Annotated in this window: 22 protein-coding genes; 15 read left to right on the top strand and 7 right to left on the bottom strand. The window is 52.8% G+C overall.

Going from position 1 to position 25,896, the window contains the following annotated elements; translation table 11 throughout:
• Positions 1–209: 209 nt before the first annotated feature.
• Positions 210–2,855 (top strand): phosphoenolpyruvate carboxylase, encoded by a 2,646-nt coding sequence (gene ppc / locus J1785_RS24100; protein WP_129955323.1) that lies wholly within the window; start codon positions 210–212, stop codon positions 2,853–2,855.
• A 71-nt stretch (positions 2,856–2,926) separates the two neighbouring features.
• On the opposite strand, the gene metF is transcribed toward ppc, so the two are convergent.
• The 3 genes from metF to metB form a co-directional block, all read right to left on the bottom strand.
• Positions 2,927–3,835, bottom strand: coding sequence for a methylenetetrahydrofolate reductase (gene metF / locus J1785_RS24095; protein ID WP_129955321.1), 909 nt, complete (start codon positions 3,833–3,835; stop codon positions 2,927–2,929).
• A 279-nt stretch (positions 3,836–4,114) separates the two neighbouring features.
• Positions 4,115–6,550, bottom strand: a complete 2,436-nt coding sequence (locus J1785_RS24090; RefSeq protein WP_129992181.1) for a bifunctional aspartate kinase/homoserine dehydrogenase II — start codon at positions 6,548–6,550, stop codon at positions 4,115–4,117.
• Positions 6,551–6,552: 2 nt separating this feature from the next.
• Positions 6,553–7,713 carry a cystathionine gamma-synthase gene (gene metB, locus J1785_RS24085; protein ID WP_129955318.1) on the bottom strand — a complete coding sequence of 387 codons (1,161 nt, stop codon included), beginning with the start codon at positions 7,711–7,713 and terminating at the stop codon, positions 6,553–6,555.
• Positions 7,714–8,042: 329 nt separating this feature from the next.
• Here metB and metJ point away from each other — a divergent pair, with 329 nt between their 5' ends.
• Positions 8,043–8,360: a met regulon transcriptional regulator MetJ gene (metJ, locus tag J1785_RS24080; RefSeq protein ID WP_004392248.1), complete on the top strand. Its 318-nt coding sequence runs from the start codon at positions 8,043–8,045 to the stop codon at positions 8,358–8,360.
• Positions 8,361–8,512: 152 nt separating this feature from the next.
• Here the strand turns inward: metJ and rpmE are convergent, their stop codons facing one another.
• Positions 8,513–8,725, bottom strand: a complete 213-nt coding sequence (rpmE, locus tag J1785_RS24075) for a 50S ribosomal protein L31 (RefSeq protein WP_129955316.1) — start codon at positions 8,723–8,725, stop codon at positions 8,513–8,515.
• A 201-nt stretch (positions 8,726–8,926) separates the two neighbouring features.
• Here rpmE and priA point away from each other — a divergent pair, with 201 nt between their 5' ends.
• From priA to rraA, 7 genes are all read left to right on the top strand, one after another.
• Positions 8,927–11,122: a primosomal protein N' gene (priA, locus tag J1785_RS24070; RefSeq protein WP_129955314.1), complete on the top strand. Its 2,196-nt coding sequence runs from the start codon at positions 8,927–8,929 to the stop codon at positions 11,120–11,122.
• A gap of 203 nt (positions 11,123–11,325) precedes the next feature.
• The gene (gene cytR, locus J1785_RS24065) at positions 11,326–12,354 is read left to right on the top strand and encodes a DNA-binding transcriptional regulator CytR (RefSeq protein ID WP_129955312.1); all 1,029 of its coding nucleotides are present in this window, start codon (positions 11,326–11,328) and stop codon (positions 12,352–12,354) included.
• A gap of 99 nt (positions 12,355–12,453) precedes the next feature.
• Entirely contained in the window at positions 12,454–13,389 is a 936-nt protein-coding gene (gene ftsN, locus J1785_RS24060) for a cell division protein FtsN (RefSeq protein WP_217157654.1), read from the top strand.
• Between the two features lie 115 nt (positions 13,390–13,504).
• Entirely contained in the window at positions 13,505–14,035 is a 531-nt protein-coding gene (gene hslV / locus J1785_RS24055; protein WP_015699184.1) for an ATP-dependent protease subunit HslV, read from the top strand.
• An 11-nt stretch (positions 14,036–14,046) separates the two neighbouring features.
• On the top strand, positions 14,047–15,381 hold the full coding sequence (gene hslU / locus J1785_RS24050; protein WP_129992182.1) for an HslU--HslV peptidase ATPase subunit: 1,335 nt from the start codon (positions 14,047–14,049) through the stop codon (positions 15,379–15,381).
• Positions 15,382–15,478: 97 nt separating this feature from the next.
• Positions 15,479–16,405 (top strand): 1,4-dihydroxy-2-naphthoate polyprenyltransferase, encoded by a 927-nt coding sequence (locus tag J1785_RS24045; protein WP_129955307.1) that lies wholly within the window; start codon positions 15,479–15,481, stop codon positions 16,403–16,405.
• Between the two features lie 120 nt (positions 16,406–16,525).
• Complete coding sequence (gene rraA / locus J1785_RS24040; RefSeq protein ID WP_129955306.1) at positions 16,526–17,011, top strand: ribonuclease E activity regulator RraA; 486 nt, start codon at positions 16,526–16,528, stop codon at positions 17,009–17,011.
• Positions 17,012–17,075: 64 nt separating this feature from the next.
• Here the strand turns inward: rraA and zapB are convergent, their stop codons facing one another.
• Positions 17,076–17,315, bottom strand: a complete 240-nt coding sequence (zapB, locus tag J1785_RS24035; RefSeq protein WP_129955305.1) for a septal ring assembly protein ZapB — start codon at positions 17,313–17,315, stop codon at positions 17,076–17,078.
• A 577-nt stretch (positions 17,316–17,892) separates the two neighbouring features.
• On the opposite strand from zapB, the gene J1785_RS24030 reads away from it, so the two are divergent.
• The 3 genes from J1785_RS24030 (at position 17,893) to glpX (ending at position 21,466) form a co-directional block, all read left to right on the top strand.
• On the top strand, positions 17,893–18,741 hold the full coding sequence (locus J1785_RS24030) for an MIP/aquaporin family protein (protein ID WP_129955304.1): 849 nt from the start codon (positions 17,893–17,895) through the stop codon (positions 18,739–18,741).
• 45 nt (positions 18,742–18,786) lie between these two features.
• Positions 18,787–20,310 (top strand): glycerol kinase GlpK, encoded by a 1,524-nt coding sequence (gene glpK / locus J1785_RS24025; protein ID WP_129955303.1) that lies wholly within the window; start codon positions 18,787–18,789, stop codon positions 20,308–20,310.
• 145 nt (positions 20,311–20,455) lie between these two features.
• Positions 20,456–21,466: a class II fructose-bisphosphatase gene (glpX, locus tag J1785_RS24020; protein ID WP_217220934.1), complete on the top strand. Its 1,011-nt coding sequence runs from the start codon at positions 20,456–20,458 to the stop codon at positions 21,464–21,466.
• A 54-nt stretch (positions 21,467–21,520) separates the two neighbouring features.
• Here glpX and emrD read toward each other — a convergent pair whose 3' ends face one another.
• Positions 21,521–22,714, bottom strand: a complete 1,194-nt coding sequence (emrD, locus tag J1785_RS24015) for a multidrug efflux MFS transporter EmrD (protein WP_129955301.1) — start codon at positions 22,712–22,714, stop codon at positions 21,521–21,523.
• 309 nt (positions 22,715–23,023) lie between these two features.
• On the opposite strand from emrD, the gene fpr reads away from it, so the two are divergent.
• Positions 23,024–23,770 carry a ferredoxin--NADP(+) reductase gene (fpr, locus tag J1785_RS24010; RefSeq protein ID WP_217157658.1) on the top strand — a complete coding sequence of 249 codons (747 nt, stop codon included), beginning with the start codon at positions 23,024–23,026 and terminating at the stop codon, positions 23,768–23,770.
• A 14-nt stretch (positions 23,771–23,784) separates the two neighbouring features.
• On the opposite strand, the gene J1785_RS24005 is transcribed toward fpr, so the two are convergent.
• The gene (locus J1785_RS24005; protein ID WP_129955299.1) at positions 23,785–24,207 is read right to left on the bottom strand and encodes a DUF805 domain-containing protein; all 423 of its coding nucleotides are present in this window, start codon (positions 24,205–24,207) and stop codon (positions 23,785–23,787) included.
• A 158-nt stretch (positions 24,208–24,365) separates the two neighbouring features.
• Here J1785_RS24005 and J1785_RS24000 point away from each other — a divergent pair, with 158 nt between their 5' ends.
• Both J1785_RS24000 and tpiA read left to right on the top strand, forming a co-directional pair.
• Positions 24,366–24,974, top strand: a complete 609-nt coding sequence (locus J1785_RS24000) for a DUF1454 family protein (RefSeq protein WP_217220933.1) — start codon at positions 24,366–24,368, stop codon at positions 24,972–24,974.
• Between the two features lie 127 nt (positions 24,975–25,101).
• On the top strand, positions 25,102–25,869 hold the full coding sequence (gene tpiA, locus J1785_RS23995) for a triose-phosphate isomerase (protein WP_129955297.1): 768 nt from the start codon (positions 25,102–25,104) through the stop codon (positions 25,867–25,869).
• The last annotated feature ends 27 nt before the right edge of the window (positions 25,870–25,896 follow it).

The following is a 25,896-nucleotide window of genomic DNA, read 5'->3' as shown; positions in this document are numbered from 1 at the left end:
AACTGATATCGTCGCGGTTGTAATTAAATTTCAGCGACATGGCCAAAAAGACCATTTTTCACGTGAGTGATGAGGGGTTTTTGGGTTAAAACAAGTGCTGCATTTAAAAGTATGGCCAGGTTGGCAGGGTGAACGGGGCAAGAATGCCTGACGGGTGAAAGTTATTTACAGAATATAAAAATTAAACGAGAGAACGGGTCAGAGGTAATATGAACGAACAATATTCCGCAATGCGAAGTAATGTCAGTACCTTAGGTAAATTGCTAGGCGACACGATCAAAGATACGTTGGGAGAGCATATCCTGGATCGTGTTGAGAAAATCCGTAAGCTGTCGAAATCCTCCCGTGCCGGAAACGACGCGGATCGACAAGAATTACTGTCAACGTTGCAAAATCTCTCCAATGATGAGCTGCTGCCTGTTGCCCGTGCTTTTAGCCAGTTTCTGAATTTAGCCAACGTGGCTGAACAATATCACAGCATTTCGCCACATGGCGAAGCGGCCAGTAATCCTGAAGCCCTGGCACAATTGTTCGATCGCCTGAAATCCAAAAATCTCTCAGAACAACAGCTGCGTGATGCTGTCGACCAGCTTTCTATTGAACTGGTACTGACCGCGCACCCGACAGAAATTGCCCGCCGCACACTGATCCACAAACTGGTCGAAGTGAATAACTGCCTCAAGCAGCTCGACCATAACGATCTGGCCGATTACGAACGCAAACAAATCATGCGTCGTTTGCGTCAGTTGATCGCGCAGTCATGGCACACCGATGAAATCCGTAAAAACCGGCCTTCTCCTGTGGATGAAGCTAAATGGGGCTTTGCGGTCGTTGAAAACAGCCTGTGGGAAGGCGTACCCGCTTTCCTGCGTGAACTGAACGAACAACTGGAAACGTCACTGGATTATAAAATGCCCGTGGAAGCCGTGCCGGTTCGCTTCACTTCATGGATGGGCGGCGACCGCGACGGTAACCCGAACGTGACGGCCGATATTACCCGCCACGTGCTGTTGCTGAGCCGCTGGAAAGCGACTGACCTGTTCCTGCGTGATATCGCGGTGCTGGTATCAGAATTGTCGATGACCGAATGTACGCCGGAACTGCGTGAGCTGGCGGGGGGGGCGGATATCATCGAACCTTACCGTGAAATCATGAAACAGCTGCGTGCTCAGCTGACCAATACGCAGGTTTATCTGGAAGCCCGTCTGAAAGGCGAACGCGTTGCGCGTCCTCATGATTTATTGGTGAAAAATGACCAGCTGTGGGCACCGCTATACGCGTGTTACCAGTCGCTGCAAGCCTGCAATATGGGCATTATTGCCAACGGCCAGTTGCTGGATACCCTGCGCCGTGTGCGCTGCTTCGGCGTGCCTCTGGTGCGTATCGACGTGCGTCAGGAAAGTACCCGCCACACCGATGCTATCGCTGAAATCACCCGCTATCTCGGTCTGGGCGATTATGAAAGCTGGTCAGAATCCGATAAACAGGCTTTCCTGATCCGTGAACTGAATTCAAAACGTCCGCTGGTGCCACGTCACTGGGAACCGAGTGCCGACACCAAAGAAGTGCTCGATACCTGTCAGGTGATTGCCGAGGCACCGGAAGGCTCGATTGCAGCGTATGTCATTTCGATGGCGCGTACACCGTCTGACGTGCTGGCCGTACATCTGCTGCTCAAAGAAGCCGGTTGTCCGTTCCCGATGCCTGTCGCGCCGCTGTTCGAAACGCTCGACGACCTGAACAATGCCGACGATGTCATGAAACAGTTGCTGAGCATTGACTGGTATCGCGGTTTCATTCAGGGCAAACAAATGGTGATGATTGGCTATTCCGACTCCGCAAAAGACGCGGGCGTGATGGCCGCATCATGGGCACAATACCGTGCTCAGGATGCTCTGATCAAAACCTGCGAGAAAGCCGGGATTGCCCTGACACTGTTCCACGGACGCGGCGGTTCTATCGGCCGTGGCGGTGCACCGGCGCAGGCAGCGTTGTTATCTCAGCCTCCGGGCAGCCTGAAAGGCGGCCTGCGTGTGACCGAACAGGGCGAAATGATCCGCTTCAAATTCGGATTGCCGGAAGTCACTATCAGCAGCCTGGCGCTGTACACGTCTGCGATTCTGGAAGCCAACCTGTTGCCACCGCCTGAGCCGAAGCAAGCCTGGGTAGATATTATGGAACAGCTGTCTGACGTGTCCTGCAAAATGTACCGGGGTTATATCCGCGAGAATAAAGACTTCGTGCCTTACTTCCGTGCAGCAACTCCGGAACAGGAACTGGCGAAACTGCCGCTGGGTTCACGACCGGCGAAACGTAAAGCCAGTGGTGGCGTCGAAAGCCTTCGCGCCATCCCGTGGATTTTCGCCTGGACGCAAAACCGTCTGATGCTACCAGCCTGGCTGGGCGCCGGTGCCGGTTTACAGGCCGTGGTCGATGGCGGGAAACGTGACGAGCTGGAAACCATGTGCCGCGACTGGCCGTTCTTCTCCACCCGCATCGGCATGCTGGAAATGGTATTTGCGAAAGCGGACCTGTGGCTGGCGGAATACTACGATCATCGTCTGGTAGAGAAAGAGCTGTGGCCGCTCGGTCAGCAACTGCGCGATCAGCTGGCAAGCGACATTAAAGTGATCCTGGCGATTTCTAACGACGATCACCTGATGGAAGATTTACCGTGGATTGCGGAATCTATCGCCCTGCGTAACGTCTACACTGACCCGCTGAACGTATTGCAGGCTGAATTGCTGCACCGTTCCCGCGAGCTGGAAAAAGACGGTAAGCAGGATGCAAATGTAGAGCAGGCGTTGATGGTGACGATTGCCGGCGTGGCAGCGGGTATGCGTAATACCGGCTAGTGTCTGCTGAAGCTATCTAAAGAAAAACCCGCGAATTCGCGGGTTTTTTGTATTCAGCGTAGGGCAAAATATTAGGCGCGAACCGGCACGTCAATTTCCGGACGCACACCCAGTGTGTGGCAAATTGCGTAACTCATTTCTGCACGGTTCAGGGTATAGAAATGGAAGTCCTTTACACCTTCACGGCTGAGGATTTTCACCATGTCCATCGCGATGTTGGCGCCAACCATTTTGCGGGTTTCGGCGTCGTTATCCAGCCCTTCGAACAGGCTGTTCATCCAGTGCGGTACACGCACATTGGTCATCGTCGCAAAGCGGGTCAGCTGTTTGAAGTTGGACACCGGCAGAATACCCGGCACAATTTCCACATCAATCCCCTGACCGGCACAGCGGTCACGGAAACGCAGATAGCTTTCCACATCGAAGAAAAACTGCGTGATAGCGCGGTTCGCACCGGCATCAATTTTGCGTTTCAGGTTAATCAGATCTGACTGTGCGCTTTTAGCTTCAGGATGCACTTCCGGATAGGCCGCAACGGAAATATCAAAGTCGCCCACTTCTTTCAGCAACTTTACCAGATCGGTGGCATACATTTCCGGCTTGCCGCCGCCTGCCGGTAAATCACCACGCAGAGCTACAATGTGGCGGATGCCACTTTCCCAGTAATCCTGTGCGATTTGACGTAGTTCATCACGGCTGGCATCAATACAGGTCAGATGCGGTGCAGCTTCCAGACCGGTACGTTCTTTAATACCTTTGATGATGCTGTGTGTACGGTCGCGTTCACCGGAGTTTGCCCCGTAGGTGACAGAAACAAACTTAGGCTTAAGGCTGCTGAGGCGGTCAATAGAACTCCACAACGTATCTTCCATCTCGCTGGTGCGTGGCGGGAAAAATTCGAAAGAAACGTTAATCTGACCCTGTAACTCTGCCAGATTCTGGTTCAGCGCTTCGCGCTGGTTTGCGTGGAAAAAGCTCATAAACACTACCTCATGGATCACTGCGTTTTGATTATGGTTCGTTATAATGGACGTTTGGACGTCTAAACGTATAGATAGAAAATGACGGAAAGCGGGCAAAGTGTCAACGTTAAAATGAGGCCAGGGGATGATTAATATTCACGCTTTCTGAAAGAATTTCATTTTGAGGACGTTTTGCTGGGGGGAATTAAGCTCCTCCCCCTGCGAAGGGGGAGGCTGGGAGGGGGTTTAGCAGACCACTTCGCCCCCCATTCCCATGAGAAGGACAGGCGCAGGGAATTACAGAAGTTGCGTCAAGCGGTTAAGATCAGACTGCAACGCACCTGCGGTGACGTCACGCCCTGCGCCCGGCCCGCGGATCACCAGCGGATTATCACGATACCAGCGGCTTTCGATAGCAAACACGTTATCGCAAGGCAGCAACGCAGCCAGAGGATGGTCGTCGCGCACGGCTTCAACACCCACACGCGCTTTGCCATTAGCATCGAAACGCGCCACATAGCGCAGCACAAGACCCATTTCGCGGGCCGCTTCCAGACGTTGCAGCATTTGCTGGTTCAGCGCCTCACCGTCTTCGAAGAACTGATCAACCGATCCGGTCACACAGCTTTCCGGCACCAGCGATTCCACACGAACCTGCGTCGGTTCAATATCATACCCGGCCTCACGCGCCAGGATAACCAGCTTGCGCATGACGTCCTGACCGGATAAATCATCGCGCGGATCAGGCTCCGTTAACCCCTGTTGCCAGGCTAAATCCACCAGTTCGGTGAACGGCAGCGTGCCATCGAATTGCAGGAACAGCCATGACAAGGTACCGGAGAAAATTCCGCTGATGGCCAGAATGCTGTCACCGCTTTCACGTAAATCGCGCACCGTATGGTTGACCGGCAAACCGGCACCTACCGTGGCGTTATACAACCAGTGGCTGCCAGTTTTGGAAAACGCGTCGCGGATCTGACGATATTTATTCGTATCCGATGCCCCCGCCAGTTTATTGGCGCTGATAACATGGAAACCGTAACTGGCAAAATCCAGATACTGATCTGCCAGTTCAGCGCTGGCGGTGACATCGAGAACCACTAAATCGTCATAAGGATGCGCACGCATCCACAGGAACAGCGATTCTTCATCGTGTGCCTGCGCTTCATCATCAAAGAAAGCCAAAGCACGGCTGGCGTCCAGCCCGTCGTAATTGAGCAGGCTACGCTTGCTGTCAACCACACCCGCCAGTACAAACTCAAAACCGCTGCGGGCAGAAATATTCTTTTGTTCACGGGCGAACAGTTCCAGCCAGCGTGAACCGATATTGCCTTTACCAAACAGCATCAGACCGATTTGCTTTTCAGCACGGAACAGCGTTTTGTGCAGCCCCTGAATCAGGTGCGCGGTCGGGCCGATACGCAGCACGGCAACCAGACTGATACCGTCTTCGGCCTGCCAGATAAACTCCACCGGCTGATCTTTCATCTCCTGATAGAAACGGTGACTGTGCAGCGGGTTCTTGCATACGCCCGCACCGACCAGCGCCACCAGCGCCAGCCCTTCACGCAGCGTCAGACGCGCCGGAAGGGCCGCCTCTTCGAGAACCTGCAACGCACTGCCCGCCACTTCAGAGGTGTAGCACAGTTGCAGTAAATTACGATCAGGATGAATGCCGGTACACAGCGGTTTGATCTGCGCCCGTTTGAGCAGCAGTTCGACATCTTTTTGCGCCAGACCGAAATCATGACCTGACGGAATGACCATTTCGATCAGACAAATATCATCGTGACTGGTGACAATTTTCGCACCGGTGCCGGAAGCCAGTACACGTTCGATACGCGTTGATCCTTGCTCCGGCTGATAACTGCAACGCAGCTGTAAATCGATATCGCTACCGGAAACCGGTTGAAGAGTACGGGTGTGAAGAACCGGTGCGGCCAGGCGTGCCAGTTCACTGGCTTCATCGAGACGCAACAAGGGCAGCAGACAGGCATCTTTTACTTTACGCGGGTCAGCGCTGTAGACGCCGGCCACGTCACTCCAGATGGTCACGCGGCTGGCATTCGCCAGTGCACCAATCTGGGTGGCGGAATAGTCACTGCCGTTACGGCCAAGCAGCACGGTTTCACCCGCGTCGCTGCGGGCAATAAAACCGGTCACCACCAGATATTGCTGAGGGTGCTGCGCGAGAAGTTGTTGCAGCAGCGGGTAAGAACGGCCTTCATCAACCTGAGGTTGTGCAGCACGTTCAGCCCGCAGAAATTCACGGGCATCCAGCCAGGCGGCCGGTAATTCCAGTTTGCATAACACCGCAGACATCAGGCGTGCGGACCAGACTTCGCCGTGCCCTACCACTTCAGCATAAATTGCATCGGTCATTTTGCCGTCAAGCAAAACAGCCAGACGTTCGAGATCATGAATAAAAGAAGCAATAAGCGGTTCGGCCATTTCCGGCGGCAACAGGCCGGTTATCAAATCACTCTGATAACGGCGCAAAGCTTGCTGAACCTGATGCGCGGAAAGTCTGTCTGTCTGGCTGAGCTTCAGCCAGCTGATCAGTTGGTTAGTTGTACTGCCAGCCGCCGACACCACCATCATGTCACCCGGCTTCGCATACTCGGCCATAATACCGGCGACGCGCAGATAACATTTCACGTCGGCCAGACTGCTACCACCAAACTTGTGCAACTGACGGCTTCCCGCCGGCGCTGCAACCGCTATTGCATTCATACTTACCTCGTTGCCACTGACTGGAATGCATTTTCCAGATCAGCAATCAAATCTTCGCTGTCTTCAAGACCTACAGAAATACGGAGCAAGCTGTCAGAAATCCCGGCGGCTTTGCGCGCTTCCGGCGCCATGCCAGCGTGTGTCATGGTCGCGGTATGAGAAATCAGGCTTTCGACGCCCCCCAGTGATTCTGCGAGGGTAAATAACTTCAATTCTTTCAGGAAATGGCGCAACTGAGCTTCATCTCCGTTAAATTCAAAACTGATCATGGCACCGAAGCCACGTTGCTGACGGCGGGCAATTTCATGTCCCTGGTTTTCCGGCAGCGACGGATGATACAGCTTTTTAACCTGCGATTGTTTCTGTAAATAAGCCACAATCGCCAGGGCATTTTCCTGTTGCTGTTTCACACGAACCGTTAATGTGCGCAAACCCCGCAATAACAGGTAGCTGTCAAAGGCTGCGGCGGTCACGCCAATGTTGTTCGCCCACCATGCCAGCTCTGTCGCGTGTTCTGCGGTCTTAGATATTACCGTACCGGCGACCACATCAGAATGCCCGTTCAGATATTTAGTACAGGAATGGACGACTAAATCCGCACCAAGCTGCAACGGGTTCTGCAACGCCGGGCTGAGGAAGGTATTGTCCACTACCGTCAGAGCACCGGCGGCACGTGAGGCATCGCAAATCGCCTGTATATCCACCACACGCAGCAAAGGGTTGCTCGGGGTTTCAATCAGCACCAGCTTCGGTTTTTCTTTCAGCGCATCCGCCAGCGCCTGCGGATCACCCTGATCCACAAACAGTACGCGATACGCGCCACGTTTGCTCAGACTGTCGAACAGACGATAGCTACCGCCGTAGCAGTCATGCGGCGCAATCAGTAAATCGCCAGGTTTCAGGAATACCGTACACACCAGGTGAATGGCAGACATCCCACTGCTGGTCAGAACCGCACCGGCACCGCCTTCCAGATCAGCCAGCGCCCGCTGGACAACATCGCGTGACGGGTTGCCGCGACGGGAATAGTCATGCGCTCTTGGCTGGTTGAAATCTTCAAAGTTATAGGTGCTGGAAAGGTAGATTGGCGGAACTACACAACCATATTGCTGATCATTGTTCAGGCCACTGCCCACGGCAATGGTGGCTTGCTTGTGCGTCATAATCGTTTATTCCTGACGAATTGCGAAGGATGAGGATATAAAGAGTAACCGCCGGAGATATAGACGTCAATACATCTGGACATCTAAACTTCTTTGCGTATAGATTGAGCAACAGCGCAATACCCGCTAAAATTATGCCATTAATGAAGATGTCAGGCAGATGTGTCGCGCCGGAAGATTTAAGCGCAAGGTAGCAAAATGAACAGTGCCGCAGGGAAAACGTGAGATATCCCTGTTAAATTCCGACATTTACTTAGTGAGAACAGGGAAAATCGGGCATAATCACGCGGTTTTCAGAATTTTATTTTTTGATAAATTTAAGGTGTCCCATGGCTGAGTGGAACGGCGAATATGTCAGCCCTTACGCTGAACACGGTAAGAAAAGCGAACAAGTTAAGAAAATCACGGTATCCATTCCGCTGAAAGTCCTCAAAATTCTCACCGATGAACGCACCCGTCGGCAGGTGAACAACCTGCGTCATGCGACCAACAGTGAATTATTATGTGAGGCTTTTCTGCATGCCTTCACCGGCCAGCCTTTGCCGAATGACGAAGACCTGCGTAAAGAACGCAGTGACGAAATACCGGAAGCGGCGAAGATCCTGATGCGTGAATTGGGTGTGGATCCTGATACCTGGGAATACTGATCGCTGCAACGCAGAGATATGCTGAAAAGACCGTGCGACCCCGTCGCGCGTTTTTTCAGTATCTTTGTGAGAAAAAAATTGTTTGTCAGGAAGTGAAACGGCAGGCAACAAAAAAGGCGCCAAAGGCGCCTTTTTTTGCTCTCAAGCGAAGCTTATTTGCTGCTTGGAACGCTGAAACGCTTGTTGAAGCGGTCAACGCGGCCACCGGTAGCCACTTCACGTTGCTTACCAGTGTAGAACGGGTGACATTCGCCACAAACGTCCAGGTTCAGATCGTGACCCACAGTTGAGTGAGTTTTGATAACATTACCGCATGAGCAAGTTGCAGTAATTTCTACATATTTAGGGTGAATACCTTGTTTCATGGAAAACCTCTTCTTAAGGCCGCGTCGCTATCCAACCCTGTTCTGTCAGACACCACGCGTAGTGGATGATAGGCTTTGAGTACGAAATGCACCAAAGGCGGCGAATCATACAGAATCTCTGAGTACCGCGCAATGATGTTCATGCATTTCGAAGGACACAGTGTACACTATCTCGTCATTTTTTTATAGTCTGGACCCCCAATGCCTGTTGCCCACGTTGCTTTACCTGTCCCGCTCGCCCGTACTTTTGACTATCTGTTGCCGCCTGATATGCAGGTTTCACCGGGTTGCCGGGTCAGTGTGCCTTTCGGTAAACGTGACGCCATCGGCATCGTGACCAAAGTCAGTGACTTCAGCGAATTTGGCCTGGAAAAACTGAAACCGGTACGGGAAGTCCTCGACAGTGCCAGCCTGTTTACCCCCGATTTGTGGCGCATCCTGTTCTGGGCTGCCGACTATTATCATTATCCGATCGGCGAAGTGCTGTTCCATGCGTTGCCGGTGTTATTACGTCAGGGAAAAGCCGCTGAACTTACGCCGCTGTGGCAATGGTTCGCCACCGAGCAGGGGCGGGCCACGCCGCTCGACAGCCTGAAACGGGCACCCAAACAGCAGCAGGCAATGGCCGCACTGATGCAAAAACCGTTGTATCGTCATCAGGTCGCCGACCTGGATCTTACTGATACCGCCTTGCAGGCACTCCGTGCCAAAGGGCTGACGGATTTACGCAGTATCGCGCCCGCCACGCACGACTGGCGGCTGGATTTCTCGGTGATCGGTGAGCGTTTACGGCTCAATACCGAGCAGGCCACCGCCGTCGGTGCGATCCGCAGTGAAGATCAACAATTTTCCGCCTGGTTGCTGGCCGGTGTGACCGGCTCGGGTAAAACTGAAGTGTATCTGAGTGTGCTAGAAAACATTCTGGCGCAAGGTCGGCAGGCGCTGGTGATGGTGCCGGAAATTGGCCTGACGCCGCAAACCATCGCGCGTTTTCGCGAGCGTTTCAGTGCGCCGGTGGATGTACTCCATTCCGGTCTGAACGACAGCGAACGCCTCGCCGTCTGGCTGCGGGCGCGCAATGGCGAAGCAGGCATTGTGATTGGCACCCGCTCGTCGCTGTTTACGCCGTTTGCACGCCTTGGTGTCATTATCATTGATGAGGAACACGACAGTTCTTATAAGCAGCAGGAAGGCTGGCGCTATCACGCCCGTGATCTGGCGGTATACCGCGCTCACGCTGAAAATATTCCGATTATTATGGGCTCGGCAACCCCGGCTCTGGAAACGCTGCACAATGTTGAACGGGGAAAATATCGCCAGCTCAGACTGACCAAACGAGCCGGAAATGCCAAACTCGCCCGGCAAAATCTGCTGGATTTAAAAGGGTTGCAGCTAAAAGTCGGGCTGTCTCAACCGCTGATCCAGAAAATGCAGGAACACCTGAAGGCCGATAATCAGGTGATGTTGTTCCTCAACCGCCGTGGCTATGCGCCTGCCCTGCTGTGCCATGAGTGCGGCTGGATAGCCGAATGTCAGCGCTGCGATCACTATTACACCCTGCACCAGAATCAGCGTCAGCTGCGCTGCCACCATTGTGACAGTCAGCGCGCCGTGCCGCATCAGTGTCCGCATTGCGGCTCAACACAACTGGTCTCGGTCGGCGTCGGTACAGAACAGCTGGAAAATGAACTGGCACCGTTGTTCCCGGATACGCCTATCACGCGGATTGACCGCGATACCACCAGCCGTAAAGGTTCACTGGAACAGCATCTGAGTGAAGTCCATCGTGGCGGCGCACGTATTCTTATCGGTACGCAAATGCTGGCAAAAGGGCATCACTTCCCTGACGTCACGCTGGTATCACTGCTGGATGTAGACGGTGCCTTGTTCTCAGCGGATTTCCGTTCTGCCGAGCGCTTTGCCCAGCTTTATACGCAGGTGTCAGGCCGTGCCGGTCGCGCAGGTAAGCAAGGGGAAGTGGTATTGCAAACTCACCATCCCGAACATCCTCTACTGCAGGTATTGTTGCAACAGGGCTACGACGAGTTTGCCAGACAGACGCTGGCGGAGCGCAAAAGCGTCTTTCTTCCTCCCTATACCAGCCATATTATGATCCGTTCGGAAGACCACGATAATCAGCAATCGGCGCTGTTTCTTCAGCAGTTACGCAATCTGATCGAATCCAGTCCGCTGAAAGATGATTCGCTGTGGATCCTGGGGCCGGTTCCTGCGTTACAAGCCAAACGCAGCGGACGCTTCCGCTGGCAGCTTTTATTGCAGCACCCTTCACGTCGCGTTTTGCAGCATCTGATCAAAAGCTCCCAGCCGCTGATTTTAAGTCTGCCACAAGCCAAAAAAGTGAAATGGACCCTGGATGTCGATCCGATTGATAGCTGATCTCCAAAGCAAATATGCATAAAGAGTCAGGTTTTTTGCGTGATGGATCGAAAAAAGCATCTGCGTCACACTTTTAATGCAAATTAGGTAACAAATCCTACTCACATTCTGTTTAGAATGTGATGAGCTACACATCATGCGTAGCCAGGTGAGGAATGTTGATGTTGTTGTGTCAGTTTGATGCTGTTGCAAGGAGAGAGACGTTGGAGCACAAGAAAGAATTACCCGCCGCAACAATGAAAGATGTGGCTGAACAGGCAGGCGTTTCAACAGCAACCGTATCCCGTGCGTTAATGAATCCGGAGAAAGTCTCCGCCGCGACCCGTCAGAAAGTTGATCAGGCTGTGATGGCCGTAGGGTATTCTCCTCATGCACTGGCCCGCAATCTGAAACGTAATGAATCACGCACTATTCTGGTGATCGTCCCCGACATTTGCGATCCGTTTTTCGCCGACCTGATCCAGGGGATCGAGCGTACAGCCGCCGAAAGCGGTTATCTGGTGTTGATCGGAGATTGTGCTCACCAAAATCAGCAAGAGAAAACCTTTATCAATCTGATTATTACCAAGCAAATTGACGGTATGCTCCTGCTTGGCTCTGATTTACCTTTCGATGCCAGTAAAGAAGAACAACGCAACTTACCGCCGATGGTGATGGCCAATGAATTTGCGCCGGAACTTGAACTGCCGACAGTCCATATTGATAACCTGACAGCCGCGTTCGAAGCCGTGCATTATCTTCTTAAACTGGGGCATCAGCGTATTGCCTGCATCGCCGGCCCGAAACATATGCCGTTGTGCCAGTACCGTTCGCAAGGTTATGTACAGGCACTGCGCCGCAACGGACTGAGTGTCGAGAGTTCGCTGACCATTGATGGCGATTTCAGCTATGAATCGGGGGCGCAAGCCGTCACCGAGCTGATGGCACTGCCCGTCCCGCCGACGGCGATTTTCTGTCACAACGATGTGATGGCGATTGGCGCTATGTTCCAGGCGAAAAAAATGGGTCTGCGCATTCCGCAGGATTTGTCGGTTGTCGGTTTCGATGACATTAAGGCCAGCCAGTATACCGATCCTCCGCTGACCACCGTTGCGCAGCCGAGATTCCAGCTTGGCCGTCAGGCCATGTTATTATTACTTGAGCAGTTACAGGGGAATCCGGTACAAAACGGTTCACTGTTGCTTGATAGCGAGCTGGTGGTGCGGGAAAGCACCGCTGCCCCCAAAGCGTGAGTCCGTTTTTATGTTCTTCGACAGTTTTAGTTTCAGTAAATGTTCAGGGTTGAGTAACATGACGCACTTCTTCATTCATCACGACACAGCGAAACGATAGTGGCACAAAGAGACTATGTAAGCCGTGGGCGCTCAGGAGCGCGGCGGAAAAGTACCAGCCGGAGTAAAAAACGCAGTTCCACAACGATCTCCAAAACCATGGTGGTGTTAGCCGTTGCGGTACTGGTGGTGTTTGTCGGTGGCCTCTATTTTATTGCGCACAATAAACGTGAAGAAGCGACAGTGTTGCCAACGCACGCTGTCCGTCCGGGTAATGGATTGCCGCCTAAACCGGAAGAACGCTGGCGTTACATTAAAGAATTGGAAAACCGCCAGATGGGCGTGACCACGCCGACAGAACCGACAGCGGGCGGGCAGGTCGAATCCAAAACACAACTGACGCCGGAACAGCGCCAGCTTCTCGAACAGATGCAGGCCGATATGCGCCAGACGCCAACACAGTTGTCTGAAGTGCCGTATAACGACCCTAACCAGGTGGCGCAGGCGCCGGCACATACTCAGCGCCAGGTTCAACAACAGCAGCCAACATACGCACAGCAACAACCGGTGCAAACTCAGCCGCGCCAGGTTCAGCCGCAGCCGACGTATACGCCACAAACGCAGCCGGTACGCGCGCCGCAAGCTCAGGTGCAAGCGCAGCCAAAACCGAAGCCACAGGTTAAAGAGCCGGTGAAAGAAGTACCGAAACCGCAACAGCCAGCCGCCATTACTCAGGCTGAGCCGGAAAAACCAAAAGCACAGGAAAAAACCCAACGCTTTATGGTGCAGTGTGGTTCTTTCAAAGGTACGGAACAGGCAGAATCGCAGCGCGCGAAGCTGGCATTTGAAGGCTTTGAAGGCCGGATCACTACCGGCGGTGGCTGGAACCGCGTGGTGATCGGCCCTTACAACAATCGCTCCGGTGCAGACAGCACCTTATCCCGCCTGAAGAGCGCAGGCATCTCCGGTTGCATACCCCTCGCAACCGGGGGTTGAAAACCCGTAATCCTTCCCCAATCTATACTTTCAATATGCCTCGTAAGCTTGTGAGACACCCGACGTGTCCCCCAAGCCTGCGGGGATCTTTTCAGTCTGCAACGAGGAACCGCTCGTGACAACAATTGTAAGTGTACGCCGCAACGGCAAGGTCGTTATCGGTGGTGATGGCCAGGCCACATTGGGAAATACCGTCATGAAGGGCAACGTCAAAAAAGTACGTCGCCTGTATAACGACAAAGTGATTGCGGGCTTTGCTGGCGGCACGGCTGATGCCTTCACGCTGTTTGAGCTGTTCGAGCGCAAGCTGGAAATGCATCAGGGTCATCTGGTGAAAGCTGCCGTTGAACTGGCAAAAGACTGGCGAACCGACCGCATGCTGCGACGTCTGGAAGCCCTGCTGGCCGTCGCGGATGAAAACGCGTCGCTTATCATCAGCGGTAACGGCGATGTTATCCAGCCGGAAAACGACCTGATCGCCATCGGTTCCGGTGGCCCGTATGCCCAGGCCGCGGCACGCGCATTGCTGGAAAATTCCGAGCTTGAAGCGCGCGACATCGTTGAAAAATCGCTGAGCATCGCCGGTGACATCTGCATCTATACCAACCATTTCCACACTATCGAAGAATTATCTTCTAAAGCGTAAGGATCGAAATTATGTCTGAGATGACCCCGCGCGAGATTGTCAGCGAATTAGACAGTTACATCATTGGCCAGGATAAAGCGAAACGCGCCGTGGCCATTGCTTTGCGTAACCGCTGGCGCCGCATGCAGCTCGATGAAGCGCTGCGCCATGAAGTCACCCCGAAAAATATTCTGATGATCGGCCCGACCGGTGTCGGCAAAACCGAAATTGCCCGCCGTCTGGCGAAACTGGCTAACGCGCCGTTCATCAAAGTAGAAGCGACCAAATTCACTGAAGTCGGTTATGTGGGTAAAGAAGTGGATTCTATTATCCGCGACCTGACCGATTCGGCTGTAAAAATGGTGCGTCTGCAATCTATTGAAAAAAACCGTTATCGTGCTGAAGAACTGGCCGAAGAACGTATTCTGGACGTACTGATCCCGCCGGCTAAAAATAACTGGGGGCAGCCTGACGAAGCGCAGGAACCTTCTGCTGCGCGCCAGAACTTCCGCAAAAAACTGCGTGAAGGCCAGCTCGACGACAAAGAAATTGAAATCAGCCTGGCATCCGGCCCGATTGGCGTTGAAATTATGTCTCCGCCGGGCATGGAAGAAATGACTAATCAGTTGCAGTCGATGTTCCAGAGCATGGGTGCTCAGAAACAGAAACCACGTAAACTGAAAATCAAAGAAGCGCTGAAGCTGCTGATTGAAGAAGAAGCGGCGAAACTGGTGAACCCGGAAGATCTGAAAGAACAGGCGATCGAAGCCGTTGAACAACACGGTATCGTGTTTATCGATGAGATCGACAAAATCTGTAAACGTGGCGGTCAGAGTTCAGGCCCTGACGTATCCCGTGAAGGTGTTCAGCGTGACCTGTTGCCACTGGTGGAAGGCTGCACGGTGTCTACCAAGCATGGCATGGTGAAAACCGATCATATCCTGTTCATCGCGTCCGGCGCATTCCAGACGGCCAGTCCGTCAGACCTGATCCCAGAATTGCAGGGTCGTCTGCCCATTCGTGTGGAACTGCAGGCGCTGTCGACTGAAGACTTCGAACGTATCCTGACCGAGCCAAGTGCTTCGCTGACACATCAGTACAAAGCATTGATGGCGACCGAAGGCGTAACCATTGATTTCACCGCTGACGGTATCCGGCGCATTGCAGAAGCCGCATGGCAGGTAAACGAAACCACCGAGAATATCGGTGCGCGTCGTCTGCACACCGTTCTGGAGCGTCTGATGGAAGATATCTCTTACGACGCCAGCGAAAGTAACGGAATCTCCATAAACATTGATGCAGATTATGTTAGAAGCCACCTTGACCAGCTGGTAGCTGATGAAGATCTGAGCCGTTTTATCTTATAATTTGCTCATACGTTCCGAAAGTGATCTTCAGGGAGGCGTTTGCCTCCCTGATTTTTTTTAGATTTCGGACTGATTCTTCACCTGAGCGAAATCATCTATGAGCATAATCACTTCCTGCACACCGACGACGCCCGCCCGCGCCTGGCTGGAAAGCTTGCGCCCGAAAACCTTGCCACTGGCGTTTGCCTCTATCGTCATGGGTTCTGCCATTGCCAGCCTGCAAAATACCTTCCATCCGCTTATTGCATTGCTGGCACTGCTGACTGCCGGCTGTCTGCAAATCCTGTCGAATCTGGCGAATGACTATGGGGACGCAGAGAAAGGCAGCGATACCCCGGATCGCGTCGGCCCTCTGCGCGGAATGCAAAAGGGGCTGATTACCGCTGCGCAGATGAAGCACGCCATTATCCTGACCATCGCGCTGACCATAATTTGCGGTATCGCGCTCATCGCCGTGGCCTGCCATAAACCCAGTGACGTGGTCGGGTTTTTGGTTCTCGGCTTGCTGTCGATTGGTGCGGCGATTACCTATACCGTCGGCACACGGCCTTATGGCTACATGGGGCTTGGCGATATTTCCGTTCTTATTTTCTTCGGCTGGATCAGTGTCGCGGGGACGTTTTATTTACAGGCAGGCTATTTCGACTGGATCGTGATGCTTCCGGCGACGGCAACCGGTTTGCTCTCCACCGCCGTGCTCAATATCAATAATTTGCGCGATATCGAAACCGACAGTATCAATGGCAAGAATACACTGGCGGTTCGCCTCGGGCCGGTTAACGCCCGCCGTTATCACACTATCATCCTGACCGCCGCCGTGCTGTGTCTGCTCATTTTCTCCGCCGTATACCTGCATCATTGGACCGGCTGGCTGTTTATCCTGGCGATTCCGATGCTGGCGAAACATGTGGCGCGGGTGATGAAATCCACAACATCCACCGAAGTCCGCCCGTTACTGGAACATATGGTAAAAACGGCGTTGCTGACTAACGTCTTGTTTGCAGTAGGACTGTTACTCAATTGAACAAAGTTGGCCTGATGTGCGTTTATCAGGTCACTTTTCACATTTAACAATTGATGATTTTGCCAACATCCGCCGGAAAGGGATATACTGAGCATTCATGCAGCAACCAGATGAAAACCTATGAAATACGATACTTCCGAACTTTGCGACATCTACCATGAAGAAGTGAATGTCGTCGAACCCTTGTTCTCCAACTTTGGCGGCCGTACTTCATTTGGCGGGCAAATCACCACTGTGAAATGCTTCGAAGATAATGGCTTGCTTTATGACCTGCTGGAAGAAAACGGCCGTGGCCGTGTGTTAGTGATTGATGGCGGCGGTTCTGTGCGTCGCGCACTGCTGGATGCCGGACTGGCACGCCTCGCGTTCCAGAACGAATGGGAAGGCATCGTGATTTATGGTGCAGTCCGTCAGGTTGACGATCTCGAAGAGTTGGACCTGGGTATTCAGGCGATGGCGGCTATCCCGGCTGGCGCAGGCAGTGAAGGAATCGGCGAAAGCGACATTCGTGTCAATTTCGGCGGCGTCACCTTCTTCTCCGGCGACCATCTTTATGCCGATAATACCGGTATCGTGCTGTCAGAAGACCCGCTCGATATAGAATAATTTTCTTCTGTGCACAACAAAAAAGGACGCCTTGGCGTCCTTTTTTATTTGGAATATGAAGTCATTAAACTTCTTCCATTTTTCCCAACAGTGCACGCAGACGATCCTGCCATACGTGTTGTTCTTCTTTCAGCTGCGCATTTTCACGCACCAGAGACTCATGATTGCCGCTGGCTTGCTGAACTTCCTGAGACAGGGCGTTGTTCTGCTCTTTCAGTTCTTCGATTTCCATCTGCAACAGAGTAATGGTATCGATCGCTTGCTGAACTTTAGCTTCTAATTTCTCAAATACTTCAAATGACATTTTTCGGTCCCCTTATGTTCGCAAGGCGCACATCTTATGTTCTGCCGCATCGTCCGGACACGGCTCAAAAATTCCTGCACTCCGTCGATTTTTATAACGAATTCATCAGAGAATTGCATAAAACCGGCAGGTGTCTTAACGGGTGATTGTATGTAGCCAGCTTTGATCTGTCTACCCGCAACCCCTCTATCCACGCAGTCTGTTGCAATTTTACAGTGCTGGGTATCAGGAAATGCCTAAAAAGCAGTGTCACACGCCAGAAATAGCCTTTAATGCCGAATAACCGTAGCCACCGTAAAACACGTAATAGTGATGCTCGTTTGTCAGCAACGCGCGCTGAAAATGTTAAATCCAGGCCTTTTGGCGCGGCATCATGGCCCGACAATACGCGAAATCGCTCATTTTTATGACGCAACACACAAAATTTGATTTCGCTATTTCTCGTTTATGCTCGTTAACGATAAATTCACATTACGTTCTCATTTAATGATGAACGCCAAAATCCGATTACGTTCACAAACGATATAACAGAAAAACTATAACTAACCATTAACATCATCCTTAGCAGGATCAAACTATGAGCCAAACCATGAGTTCCACATTAAAAGGTCAGTGCATCGCTGAGTTTCTGGGTACCGGGCTTATCATTTTCTTTGGTGCGGGCTGTGTCGCAGCAATGAAACTTGCCGGGGCAACCTTTGGCCAGTGGGAAATCAGTATCATCTGGGGTCTGGGTGTGGCAATGGCCATCTACCTGACAGCCGCCATCTCCGGTGCACACCTGAATCCGGCGGTGACCGTTGCACTTTGTTTGTTTGCAAACTTTGAAGGACGCAAAGTTCTGCCTTACATCGTGGCACAGGTCGCCGGTGCTTTTTGCGCCGCTGCACTGGTTTATGGCCTTTACTACAATCTGTTCTTCGATTTTGAGCAAAGCCACAATATGGTCCGCGGCAGCGTCGAAAGTCTGGATCTGGCCGGTATTTTCTCTACCTATCCGAACCCGCACATCAGCGTATTGCAGGCGTTTCTGGTAGAAACGGTGATTACAGCCATTCTGATGGCGTTAATCCTCGGCCTGACTGATGATGGCAACGGTATTCCACGTGGCCCGCTGGCACCGCTGCTTATCGGTATCCTGATCGCCGTTATCGGTGCATCCATGGGGCCACTGACCGGATTCGCCCTGAACCCGGCCCGTGACTTCGGTCCGAAAGTGTTCGCCTTCTTCGCTGGCTGGGGCAAGGTTGCCTTCACCGGTGCGCGCGATATTCCTTATTTCCTGGTGCCAATTTTTGGCCCGTTGCTCGGGGCTTCTCTGGGTGCCATCGCCTACAAGGCGCTGATTGGTCGCCATTTGCCAAATCAGATTAATGAACCGGCAGAAGAAAAAGCACCTCAGCCATCCAAACAACGTAAGGCCTGATCGGCTAAACTGTTCCACAGCTTACTCATTCGTAGGATGAATATTATGTCAGCAGATACGACTCACGAAAAAAAATACATTGTTGCACTCGACCAGGGTACAACCAGTTCACGCGCCGTAGTTCTGGATCACGATGCCAATATCGTCAGCGTGGCACAACGCGAGTTCACCCAGATCTACCCGAAATCGGGCTGGGTTGAGCATGACCCGATGGAAATCTGGGCATCGCAAAGCTCGGTGCTGGTGGAAGTGTTGGCAAAAGCCGACATTAATTCCGATCAGATTGCCGGTATCGGTATCACCAACCAGCGCGAAACCACCATTGTGTGGGAAAAAGAAACTGGCAAGCCAATCTATAATGCGATTGTCTGGCAATGCCGCCGCACTGCTGACATCTGCGAAACGCTGAAAAAAGACGGTCTGGAAGAATACATTCGCCACAACACCGGCCTGGTTATCGACCCGTACTTCTCCGGTACCAAACTGAAATGGATCCTCGACCACGTTGAAGGCTCACGTGAACGCGCTAAACGCGGCGAACTGCTGTTCGGCACCGTCGACACCTGGTTGGTCTGGAAAATGACGCAGGGTCGTGTTCACGTGACGGATTACACTAACGCCTCACGTACCATGTTGTTCAACATCCATGACCTTCAATGGGATGAGCGCATGCTTGAAGCGCTGGATATTCCGCGTGAAATGCTGCCGGAAGTTCGCCCTTCTTCTGAGATTTACGGCCAGACCAACATCGGGGGTAAAGGCGGTACGCGTATCCCTATCGCCGGTATCGCCGGTGACCAGCAGGCGGCCCTGTATGGCCAGCTGTGTGTCCAACCGGGTATGGCGAAAAATACCTACGGCACCGGTTGCTTCCTGCTGATGAATACCGGTACTGAAGCGGTAGCGTCTAAAAATGGCTTGCTGACTACCATCGCCTGCGGTCCGCGCGGCGAAGTGAACTATGCGCTGGAAGGTGCTGTGTTTGTCGGCGGTGCGTCCATTCAGTGGCTGCGAGATGAACTGAAGCTTTTCAGCGATGCCACCGACTCCGAATATTTCTCCATGAAAGTGAAAGACACCAATGGTGTTTACGTGGTGCCCGCCTTCACCGGCCTCGGCGCGCCTTATTGGGACCCGTATGCCCGCGGCGCTATCTTCGGTCTGAGCCGTGGTGCGAACAGTAACCACATTATCCGCGCGACGTTGGAATCTATCGCCTACCAGACCCGCGACGTGCTGGATGCGATGCAGGCCGACTCAGGCGCTCGTCTGCAGGCGCTGCGAGTGGATGGCGGTGCGGTTGCCAATAATTTCCTGATGCAATTCCAGTCAGACATTCTCGGCACCCGTGTAGAGCGCCCTGAAGTGCTGGAAGTGACCGCGCTGGGTTCTGCCTACCTCGCCGGTCTGGCCGTCGGTTTCTGGAGCGATCTGGAAGAGGTGCGCAGCAAAGCAACTATCGAACGTGAATTCCGCCCAAGCATTGAAACGACGGAACGTAATGTCCGCTATAAAGGCTGGCAAAAAGCGGTGGCACGTGTTCGTTCCTGGGAAGATCACGACGAGTAATCGCCGGGTATTTTATCGCCAACACCTCTTTCTGAAACTCCCCGCCTGGGGAGTTTTTTTATGTGCCTTTTCCCATTGTGCTAAAATCTGCGGCACAGATGAGCCTCGTCTCACCGACCTCTTTTTTCTTTCTACAGGCTTTCCAATGAAACGTGAATTAGCAATCGAGTTCTCCCGCGTGACCGAAGCTGCTGCGCTGGCTGGTTACAAATGGCTGGGGCGTGGTGATAAAAACCTTGCCGATAATGCTGCCGTTCAGTCCATGCGTATCATGCTCAATAAAGTTGATATTGATGGCACCATCGTGATTGGTGAAGGGGAAATTGATGAAGCGCCGATGTTATACATCGGCGAAAAAGTCGGTACCGGCAATGGCGATGCGGTAGATATTGCTGTCGACCCGATTGAAGGCACACGTATGACGGCCATGGGGCAATCCAACGCGCTGGCCGTGCTGGCCGTGGGCGACAAAGGTTCCTTCCTCAATGCGCCGGACATGTACATGGAAAAAATTGCCGTCGGGCCGGGCGCGAAAGGAGCGATTAATCTGCAACTGACACTGGCTGAAAACCTCGCAAATATTGCAAAGGCGCTGAATAAGCCGCTCACCGAACTGACTGTCGCGGTTTTAGCGAAACCACGCCACGACGATGCGATCCGCGAAATGCTGGCGTCAGGCGTGCGAGTGTTCGCGTTTCCGGACGGTGATGTGGCGGCGACGATCCTGACCTGTATGCCGGAAAGCGAAGTGGATGTGCTGTATGGCATCGGCGGCGCACCGGAAGGGGTAATTTCTGCCGCCGTAATCCGCGCACTGGATGGCGATATGCAGGGCCGGTTACTGGCACGGCATGACGTGAAAGGCGATACACCGGAAAACCGTCGTATCGGCGAAGAAGAGCTGACGCGCTGTAAAGTGATGGGAATTGAAGCCGGTAAGGTGCTGCTGCTTGATGATATGGCGCGTAACGATAACGTGATTTTCTCCGCGACCGGTATTACTAAAGGCGACCTGCTGGAAGGCATCAGCCGTCAGGGGAACATGGCGACCACCGAAACACTGTTGATACGGGGTAAATCACGCACTATCCGCCGTATCCGCTCCACCCATTACCTCGACCGTAAAGACGCGGCGTTACACGCATTTATTATCTGATCATTCCTTCCGGTCATCAAAAAGCAGGGCCATCAGCGCCCTACTTTTGCATTATCAGGCCGTATGCCCTTCATGCTGACTGCGGTTCGACATCGGCCACCAGCACAGCAAAATCAGCACTGCCATGGCAAACATCAGTAACCCGAGACTGAACTGACCGGTTTGCGGCAGCATTGCTGACATCCAGGCTACCAGCCCTGAACCCATATTCTGTAAACCACCGACCAGAGCACCCGCAGCGCCTGCCAGATACGGGAAAGGCTCCATTGCGCCGGTGGTCGCCAGCGGGAATAACATACCCGCGCCGAAGAAGAACAGCGAAGCTGGCACCACCAGCGTCCAGATATTCATGATACCCAGCCAGCCGGGGATCCACATCGCCAGACCAGCCAGCAGACAACTGATGACCGAATGCCACATCAGTTGCTGGAAACTTTTCTCTGTACGCCCGGCATACCAGGCACCAAAGAAAGCTGCCGGGATCGGCAGGATAAACAGGACGCTGACCATCACACCGCTCAGCCCGAGAACGCCGCCCATCAGCACTCCGCAACTGGCTTCAAACACCGCCACGCCGGCCAGCGCACCGACCAGCATCACCAGATAACGGCTGAAATTGGCATCGGCCAGCAATAAACGCAGACTGCCCAGCATTTTGCGCGGCGGATGATCGGCAGTGAATTCAGGACGGGTTTCCGGCAACCAGCGGTACATCGAAAAAGCCACTCCTGCGCACAGGATAAGCAGAAACCCAAAACTTGCACGCCAGCCCAGCCACGCCGACAAAGCGCCGCCGATCACCGGTGCCAGCAGAGGACTGACCAGAATGCCCATGTTCAGCAGACTGTTGGCATGGCGTAACGCACCGCCGCTGTATAAATCACGTGGCATGGTTCGCGCCATCACACCTGCTACGCCGGTGCCCAGCCCCTGAATGGCTGCAAAAGCGATCAGCATATTCAGGCTCGTTGACATCATCGCGCCCGCCGCGCCAAGCAGGAAAATTATCAGGCCGGTCAGGATCACCGGTTTACGGCCAACGTTATCGGAAAGCGGACCATAAACCAGTTGCGAGCCGCCGTATGTCAGCAGATATGCCGCCATTACCCGCTGCACGGCACCGGGTTTTACGGCAAGACTGGCGGCCATGTCCGCAATATTCGGCACATAAATGGTCTGTGCCATTTGCCCGACAGCCACCAGCAAAATGAGCATAATAAGCAGGTGAATATTTTCCAGTTTTTTCATTTTTCAGTTCATTATCGGATAAGTATGGAAAAGAGCAGAATAAATAACCCATCATTTCAGCCAGACACCGGCGGCGCATAAGTTAACAAATTAAGATGAATAAGCGAGTACTGCGGGGAAGACTTCTGTCAGTTCGCTGGCAGCGGCGGGAACCACTTCTGTAACGCTGGGTGTACAGAAATCGATACTGACTAACCGGTAATAAACAGGCTGATAACATTTAACCGATACGGGATCGGGAAAATTTGAAATAAAATCAGGACATAATTTCGCACCACGTGAACAAACCAGAAACCACGGGAGTTTTTTATGGCTGATTGGGTGACAGGAAAAGTCAAAAAAGTTGAACACTGGACTGACAGTTTGTTCAGCATCACGGTCAATGCGCCCGTTGACCCTTTTACCGCAGGCCAGTTCGCCAAACTTTCACTGGATATTGACGGTGAGCGGGTTCAGCGCGCTTATTCCTATGTGAATCCGCCCTCAAGCGGTGAGCTGGAATTCTATCTGGTCAACGTGCCGGAAGGAAAACTCAGCCCGCATCTGCATGTGATGCAGCCCGGAGATGAAATCAACATCACCAGGGAAGCCGCCGGATTTTTCGTCATTGAAGAAGTGCCCGAATGCGAAACCTTATGGATGCTGGCAACGGGCACCGCCATCGGGCCGTATCTGTCGATTTTACAGGAAGGTACGGGGCTGGAACGGTTCAAAAATATTGTTCTGGTTCATGCGGCACGCTTTGCTGCCGATCTGAGTTATCTGCCGTTGATGCAGCAACTGCAACGCCGTTATGAAGGCAAACTGCATATACAGACCGTGGTCAGTCGCGAGGAAATTTCAGGCTCGCTGACCGGGCGAGTTCCTGCGCTGATTGAAAGCGGTGCGCTGGAAGCAGCTGTCGGCCTGAAAATGCTGGCAGAGGACAGCCACATAATGTTGTGCGGCAATCCGCAGATGGTTCGCGATACACAGCAGTTACTCAAAGACACGCGGGGTATGCGCAAACACCTCAAACGTAAACCGGGTCATATGACCAGCGAGCATTACTGGTAAGCAGTGACTGAAAACTAGCGAAATTTAACGTCGTCCGGTTCCGGGCCAAAACGATTTGTGCCCGGCGTGCCGGTAAACGCACCGCAGTCGATCAGCAACATAATGAAAATCACTGAAGGCGCCAGCCGTCCCAGAACCCAGCTCCATATCTGAGGCATCGCCGCTGCCCAGTTCCCCGCCACCAGCATCCACGCCAGCACAAACAACAGCGCCCACCAGGCAGATTTATTACGGTCATGTAATCTTTTCACCAGCACAGCCGCCGTCGGCCACAGTAAAACCACCAGCGCGAATCCGGCGGACTGATAGGTAATCCATTCCTGTGCGGCAAAAAAGAAGTCAGCCACCATCAGGATCAGCCAGCTGACCATCCACATCCAGAAATCACGTCGGCCCAGGCGGCCGTTAAAAGAAAATAGTGCATGCTGTAACGTCATTGACAGTCCGTTCCGTAAAGTACAATGGGAGTAAATTGTTAAACCAGCCGGAGTGTACCCCACGGACAACAACGACGAGAATCTTTACGCACTCCTTTTGACATTACCCCCCGTTCCCCGCTTTAATCGGTTTGTTGAAATAAAATAAGAAACGCCCTATGACTGTTGCTCAATCCTTATTACGACTGGCACTTCCCGCGCTGCTTATGCTCACCGGCCAGAATATTGCACTGGCCGATCCGTCGGCAGAGCACGCCGGCGCGGAAGAAATGCCAAAAGCCCCTTACCTGCTTGCCGGTGCGCCAACCTTTGAAACGACGCTGATCAATTTTCGCGCCAGATATAATGAAGCTAATCCGACTCAGCAGATTGGCGAGTTCCGTTCTATCAGCGATAAGTCTCCCAACAGTTTCCTGACCCGCGCTGCCAGCAAAATTAACGAAAATCTGTATGCGTCGACCGCGCTGGAAAAAGGCACCGGCAAAATAAAAACGCTGCAAATTACTTACCTGCCGATTCAGGGGGCTGAAGAAAAAGCCGCACGCACCCTGGCGATAAGCTATATGGCCAACCTGATGCGTCAGTTCGACGCCACACTATCCACTGAGCAAAGCGTGGCGAGAGTGGCTTCTCTGATCGAGAAAGGCAAAGGTCAGCAGTTTTATAAGCAGGAAGTAGGCGCAGTACGTTTTGTCATTTCAGACAATGGCGAAAAAGGTCTGACATTCGCCGTTGAACCGGTCAAGCTGGCGCTTGCTGAGCCATGAGATGACGGTTTTTAATGACAAAAAGCAAAGCCTTTATGACCAATGATCTCTATACTGTTGCACAGGTAATCTGCTTATTTGGCAGAAATTTTAATCGACACTCGCGTCCCCTTTTGGAGGAAAAAACATGCGACATCCATTAGTGATGGGTAACTGGAAGCTTAACGGCAGCACCCACATGGTTAACGAACTGATTGCTGCTCTGCGTACTGAACTGAGCACAGTTGTAGGTTGTGGCGTTGCAATTGCTCCACCAGAAGTTTACCTGTCACAGGCTAAACACGCTCTGGCTGGCAGCCGTATTGCGCTGGGTGCTCAGAACGTTGATGCGAACCTGTCCGGCGCATTCACTGGTGAAATCTCTGCCGACATGCTGAAAGACATCGGTGCGAAATACATCATCATCGGTCACTCAGAACGCCGCACTTACCACAAAGAAAGCGACGAGTTCATCGCGAAAAAATTCGGTGTGCTGAAAGACGCTGGCCTGACTCCTGTTCTGTGCATCGGTGAAACCGAAGCAGAAAACGAAGCAGGCAAGACTGAAGCCGTTTGCGCGAAACAACTGGATGCGGTGCTGAACACTCTGGGTGCAAAAGCATTCGAAGGCGCTGTTATCGCTTACGAACCTGTCTGGGCGATCGGTACCGGCAAGTCTGCCACCCCGGCTCAGGCTCAGGCGGTTCACAAATTCATCCGTGACCATATCGCAAAACAAGATGCTGCGGTTGCAGAGCAAGTGATCATCCAGTACGGCGGTTCTGTTAACGCGGCCAATGCTGCTGAACTGTTCACCCAGCCAGACATCGATGGCGCGCTGGTTGGCGGTGCGTCACTGAAAGCAGATGCTTTCGCTGTGATCGTCAAAGCCGCTGCTGAAGCTAAACAAGCGTAAGCTGTTTCTTCCGCACAATAAAAAACC

It is taken from the genome of Rahnella perminowiae, assembly GCF_019049755.1.
Classification (GTDB): domain Bacteria; phylum Pseudomonadota; class Gammaproteobacteria; order Enterobacterales; family Enterobacteriaceae; genus Rahnella; species Rahnella perminowiae.
The sequence above is the reverse complement of the archived record's forward strand: the minus strand, read 5'-3'. Positions and strand labels throughout refer to the sequence as shown.

Excerpts from the sequence above, each read along its gene's own strand:
- ppc (WP_129955323.1), top strand. The coding sequence starts at position 210 with ATGAACGAACAATATTCCGCAATGCGAAGTAATGTCAGTACCTTAGGT.
- metF (WP_129955321.1), bottom strand. The coding sequence starts at position 3,835 with ATGAGCTTTTTCCACGCAAACCAGCGCGAAGCGCTGAACCAGAATCTG.
- J1785_RS24090 (WP_129992181.1), bottom strand. The coding sequence starts at position 6,550 with ATGAATGCAATAGCGGTTGCAGCGCCGGCGGGAAGCCGTCAGTTGCAC.
- metB (WP_129955318.1), bottom strand. The coding sequence starts at position 7,713 with ATGACGCACAAGCAAGCCACCATTGCCGTGGGCAGTGGCCTGAACAAT.
- metJ (WP_004392248.1), top strand. The coding sequence starts at position 8,043 with ATGGCTGAGTGGAACGGCGAATATGTCAGCCCTTACGCTGAACACGGT.
- rpmE (WP_129955316.1), bottom strand. The coding sequence starts at position 8,725 with ATGAAACAAGGTATTCACCCTAAATATGTAGAAATTACTGCAACTTGC.
- priA (WP_129955314.1), top strand. The coding sequence starts at position 8,927 with ATGCCTGTTGCCCACGTTGCTTTACCTGTCCCGCTCGCCCGTACTTTT.
- hslU (WP_129992182.1), top strand. The coding sequence starts at position 14,047 with ATGTCTGAGATGACCCCGCGCGAGATTGTCAGCGAATTAGACAGTTAC.
- J1785_RS24045 (WP_129955307.1), top strand. The coding sequence starts at position 15,479 with ATGAGCATAATCACTTCCTGCACACCGACGACGCCCGCCCGCGCCTGG.
- rraA (WP_129955306.1), top strand. The coding sequence starts at position 16,526 with ATGAAATACGATACTTCCGAACTTTGCGACATCTACCATGAAGAAGTG.
- zapB (WP_129955305.1), bottom strand. The coding sequence starts at position 17,315 with ATGTCATTTGAAGTATTTGAGAAATTAGAAGCTAAAGTTCAGCAAGCG.
- J1785_RS24030 (WP_129955304.1), top strand. The coding sequence starts at position 17,893 with ATGAGCCAAACCATGAGTTCCACATTAAAAGGTCAGTGCATCGCTGAG.
- glpK (WP_129955303.1), top strand. The coding sequence starts at position 18,787 with ATGTCAGCAGATACGACTCACGAAAAAAAATACATTGTTGCACTCGAC.
- glpX (WP_217220934.1), top strand. The coding sequence starts at position 20,456 with ATGAAACGTGAATTAGCAATCGAGTTCTCCCGCGTGACCGAAGCTGCT.
- emrD (WP_129955301.1), bottom strand. The coding sequence starts at position 22,714 with ATGAAAAAACTGGAAAATATTCACCTGCTTATTATGCTCATTTTGCTG.
- fpr (WP_217157658.1), top strand. The coding sequence starts at position 23,024 with ATGGCTGATTGGGTGACAGGAAAAGTCAAAAAAGTTGAACACTGGACT.
- J1785_RS24005 (WP_129955299.1), bottom strand. The coding sequence starts at position 24,207 with ATGACGTTACAGCATGCACTATTTTCTTTTAACGGCCGCCTGGGCCGA.
- J1785_RS24000 (WP_217220933.1), top strand. The coding sequence starts at position 24,366 with ATGACTGTTGCTCAATCCTTATTACGACTGGCACTTCCCGCGCTGCTT.
- tpiA (WP_129955297.1), top strand. The coding sequence starts at position 25,102 with ATGCGACATCCATTAGTGATGGGTAACTGGAAGCTTAACGGCAGCACC.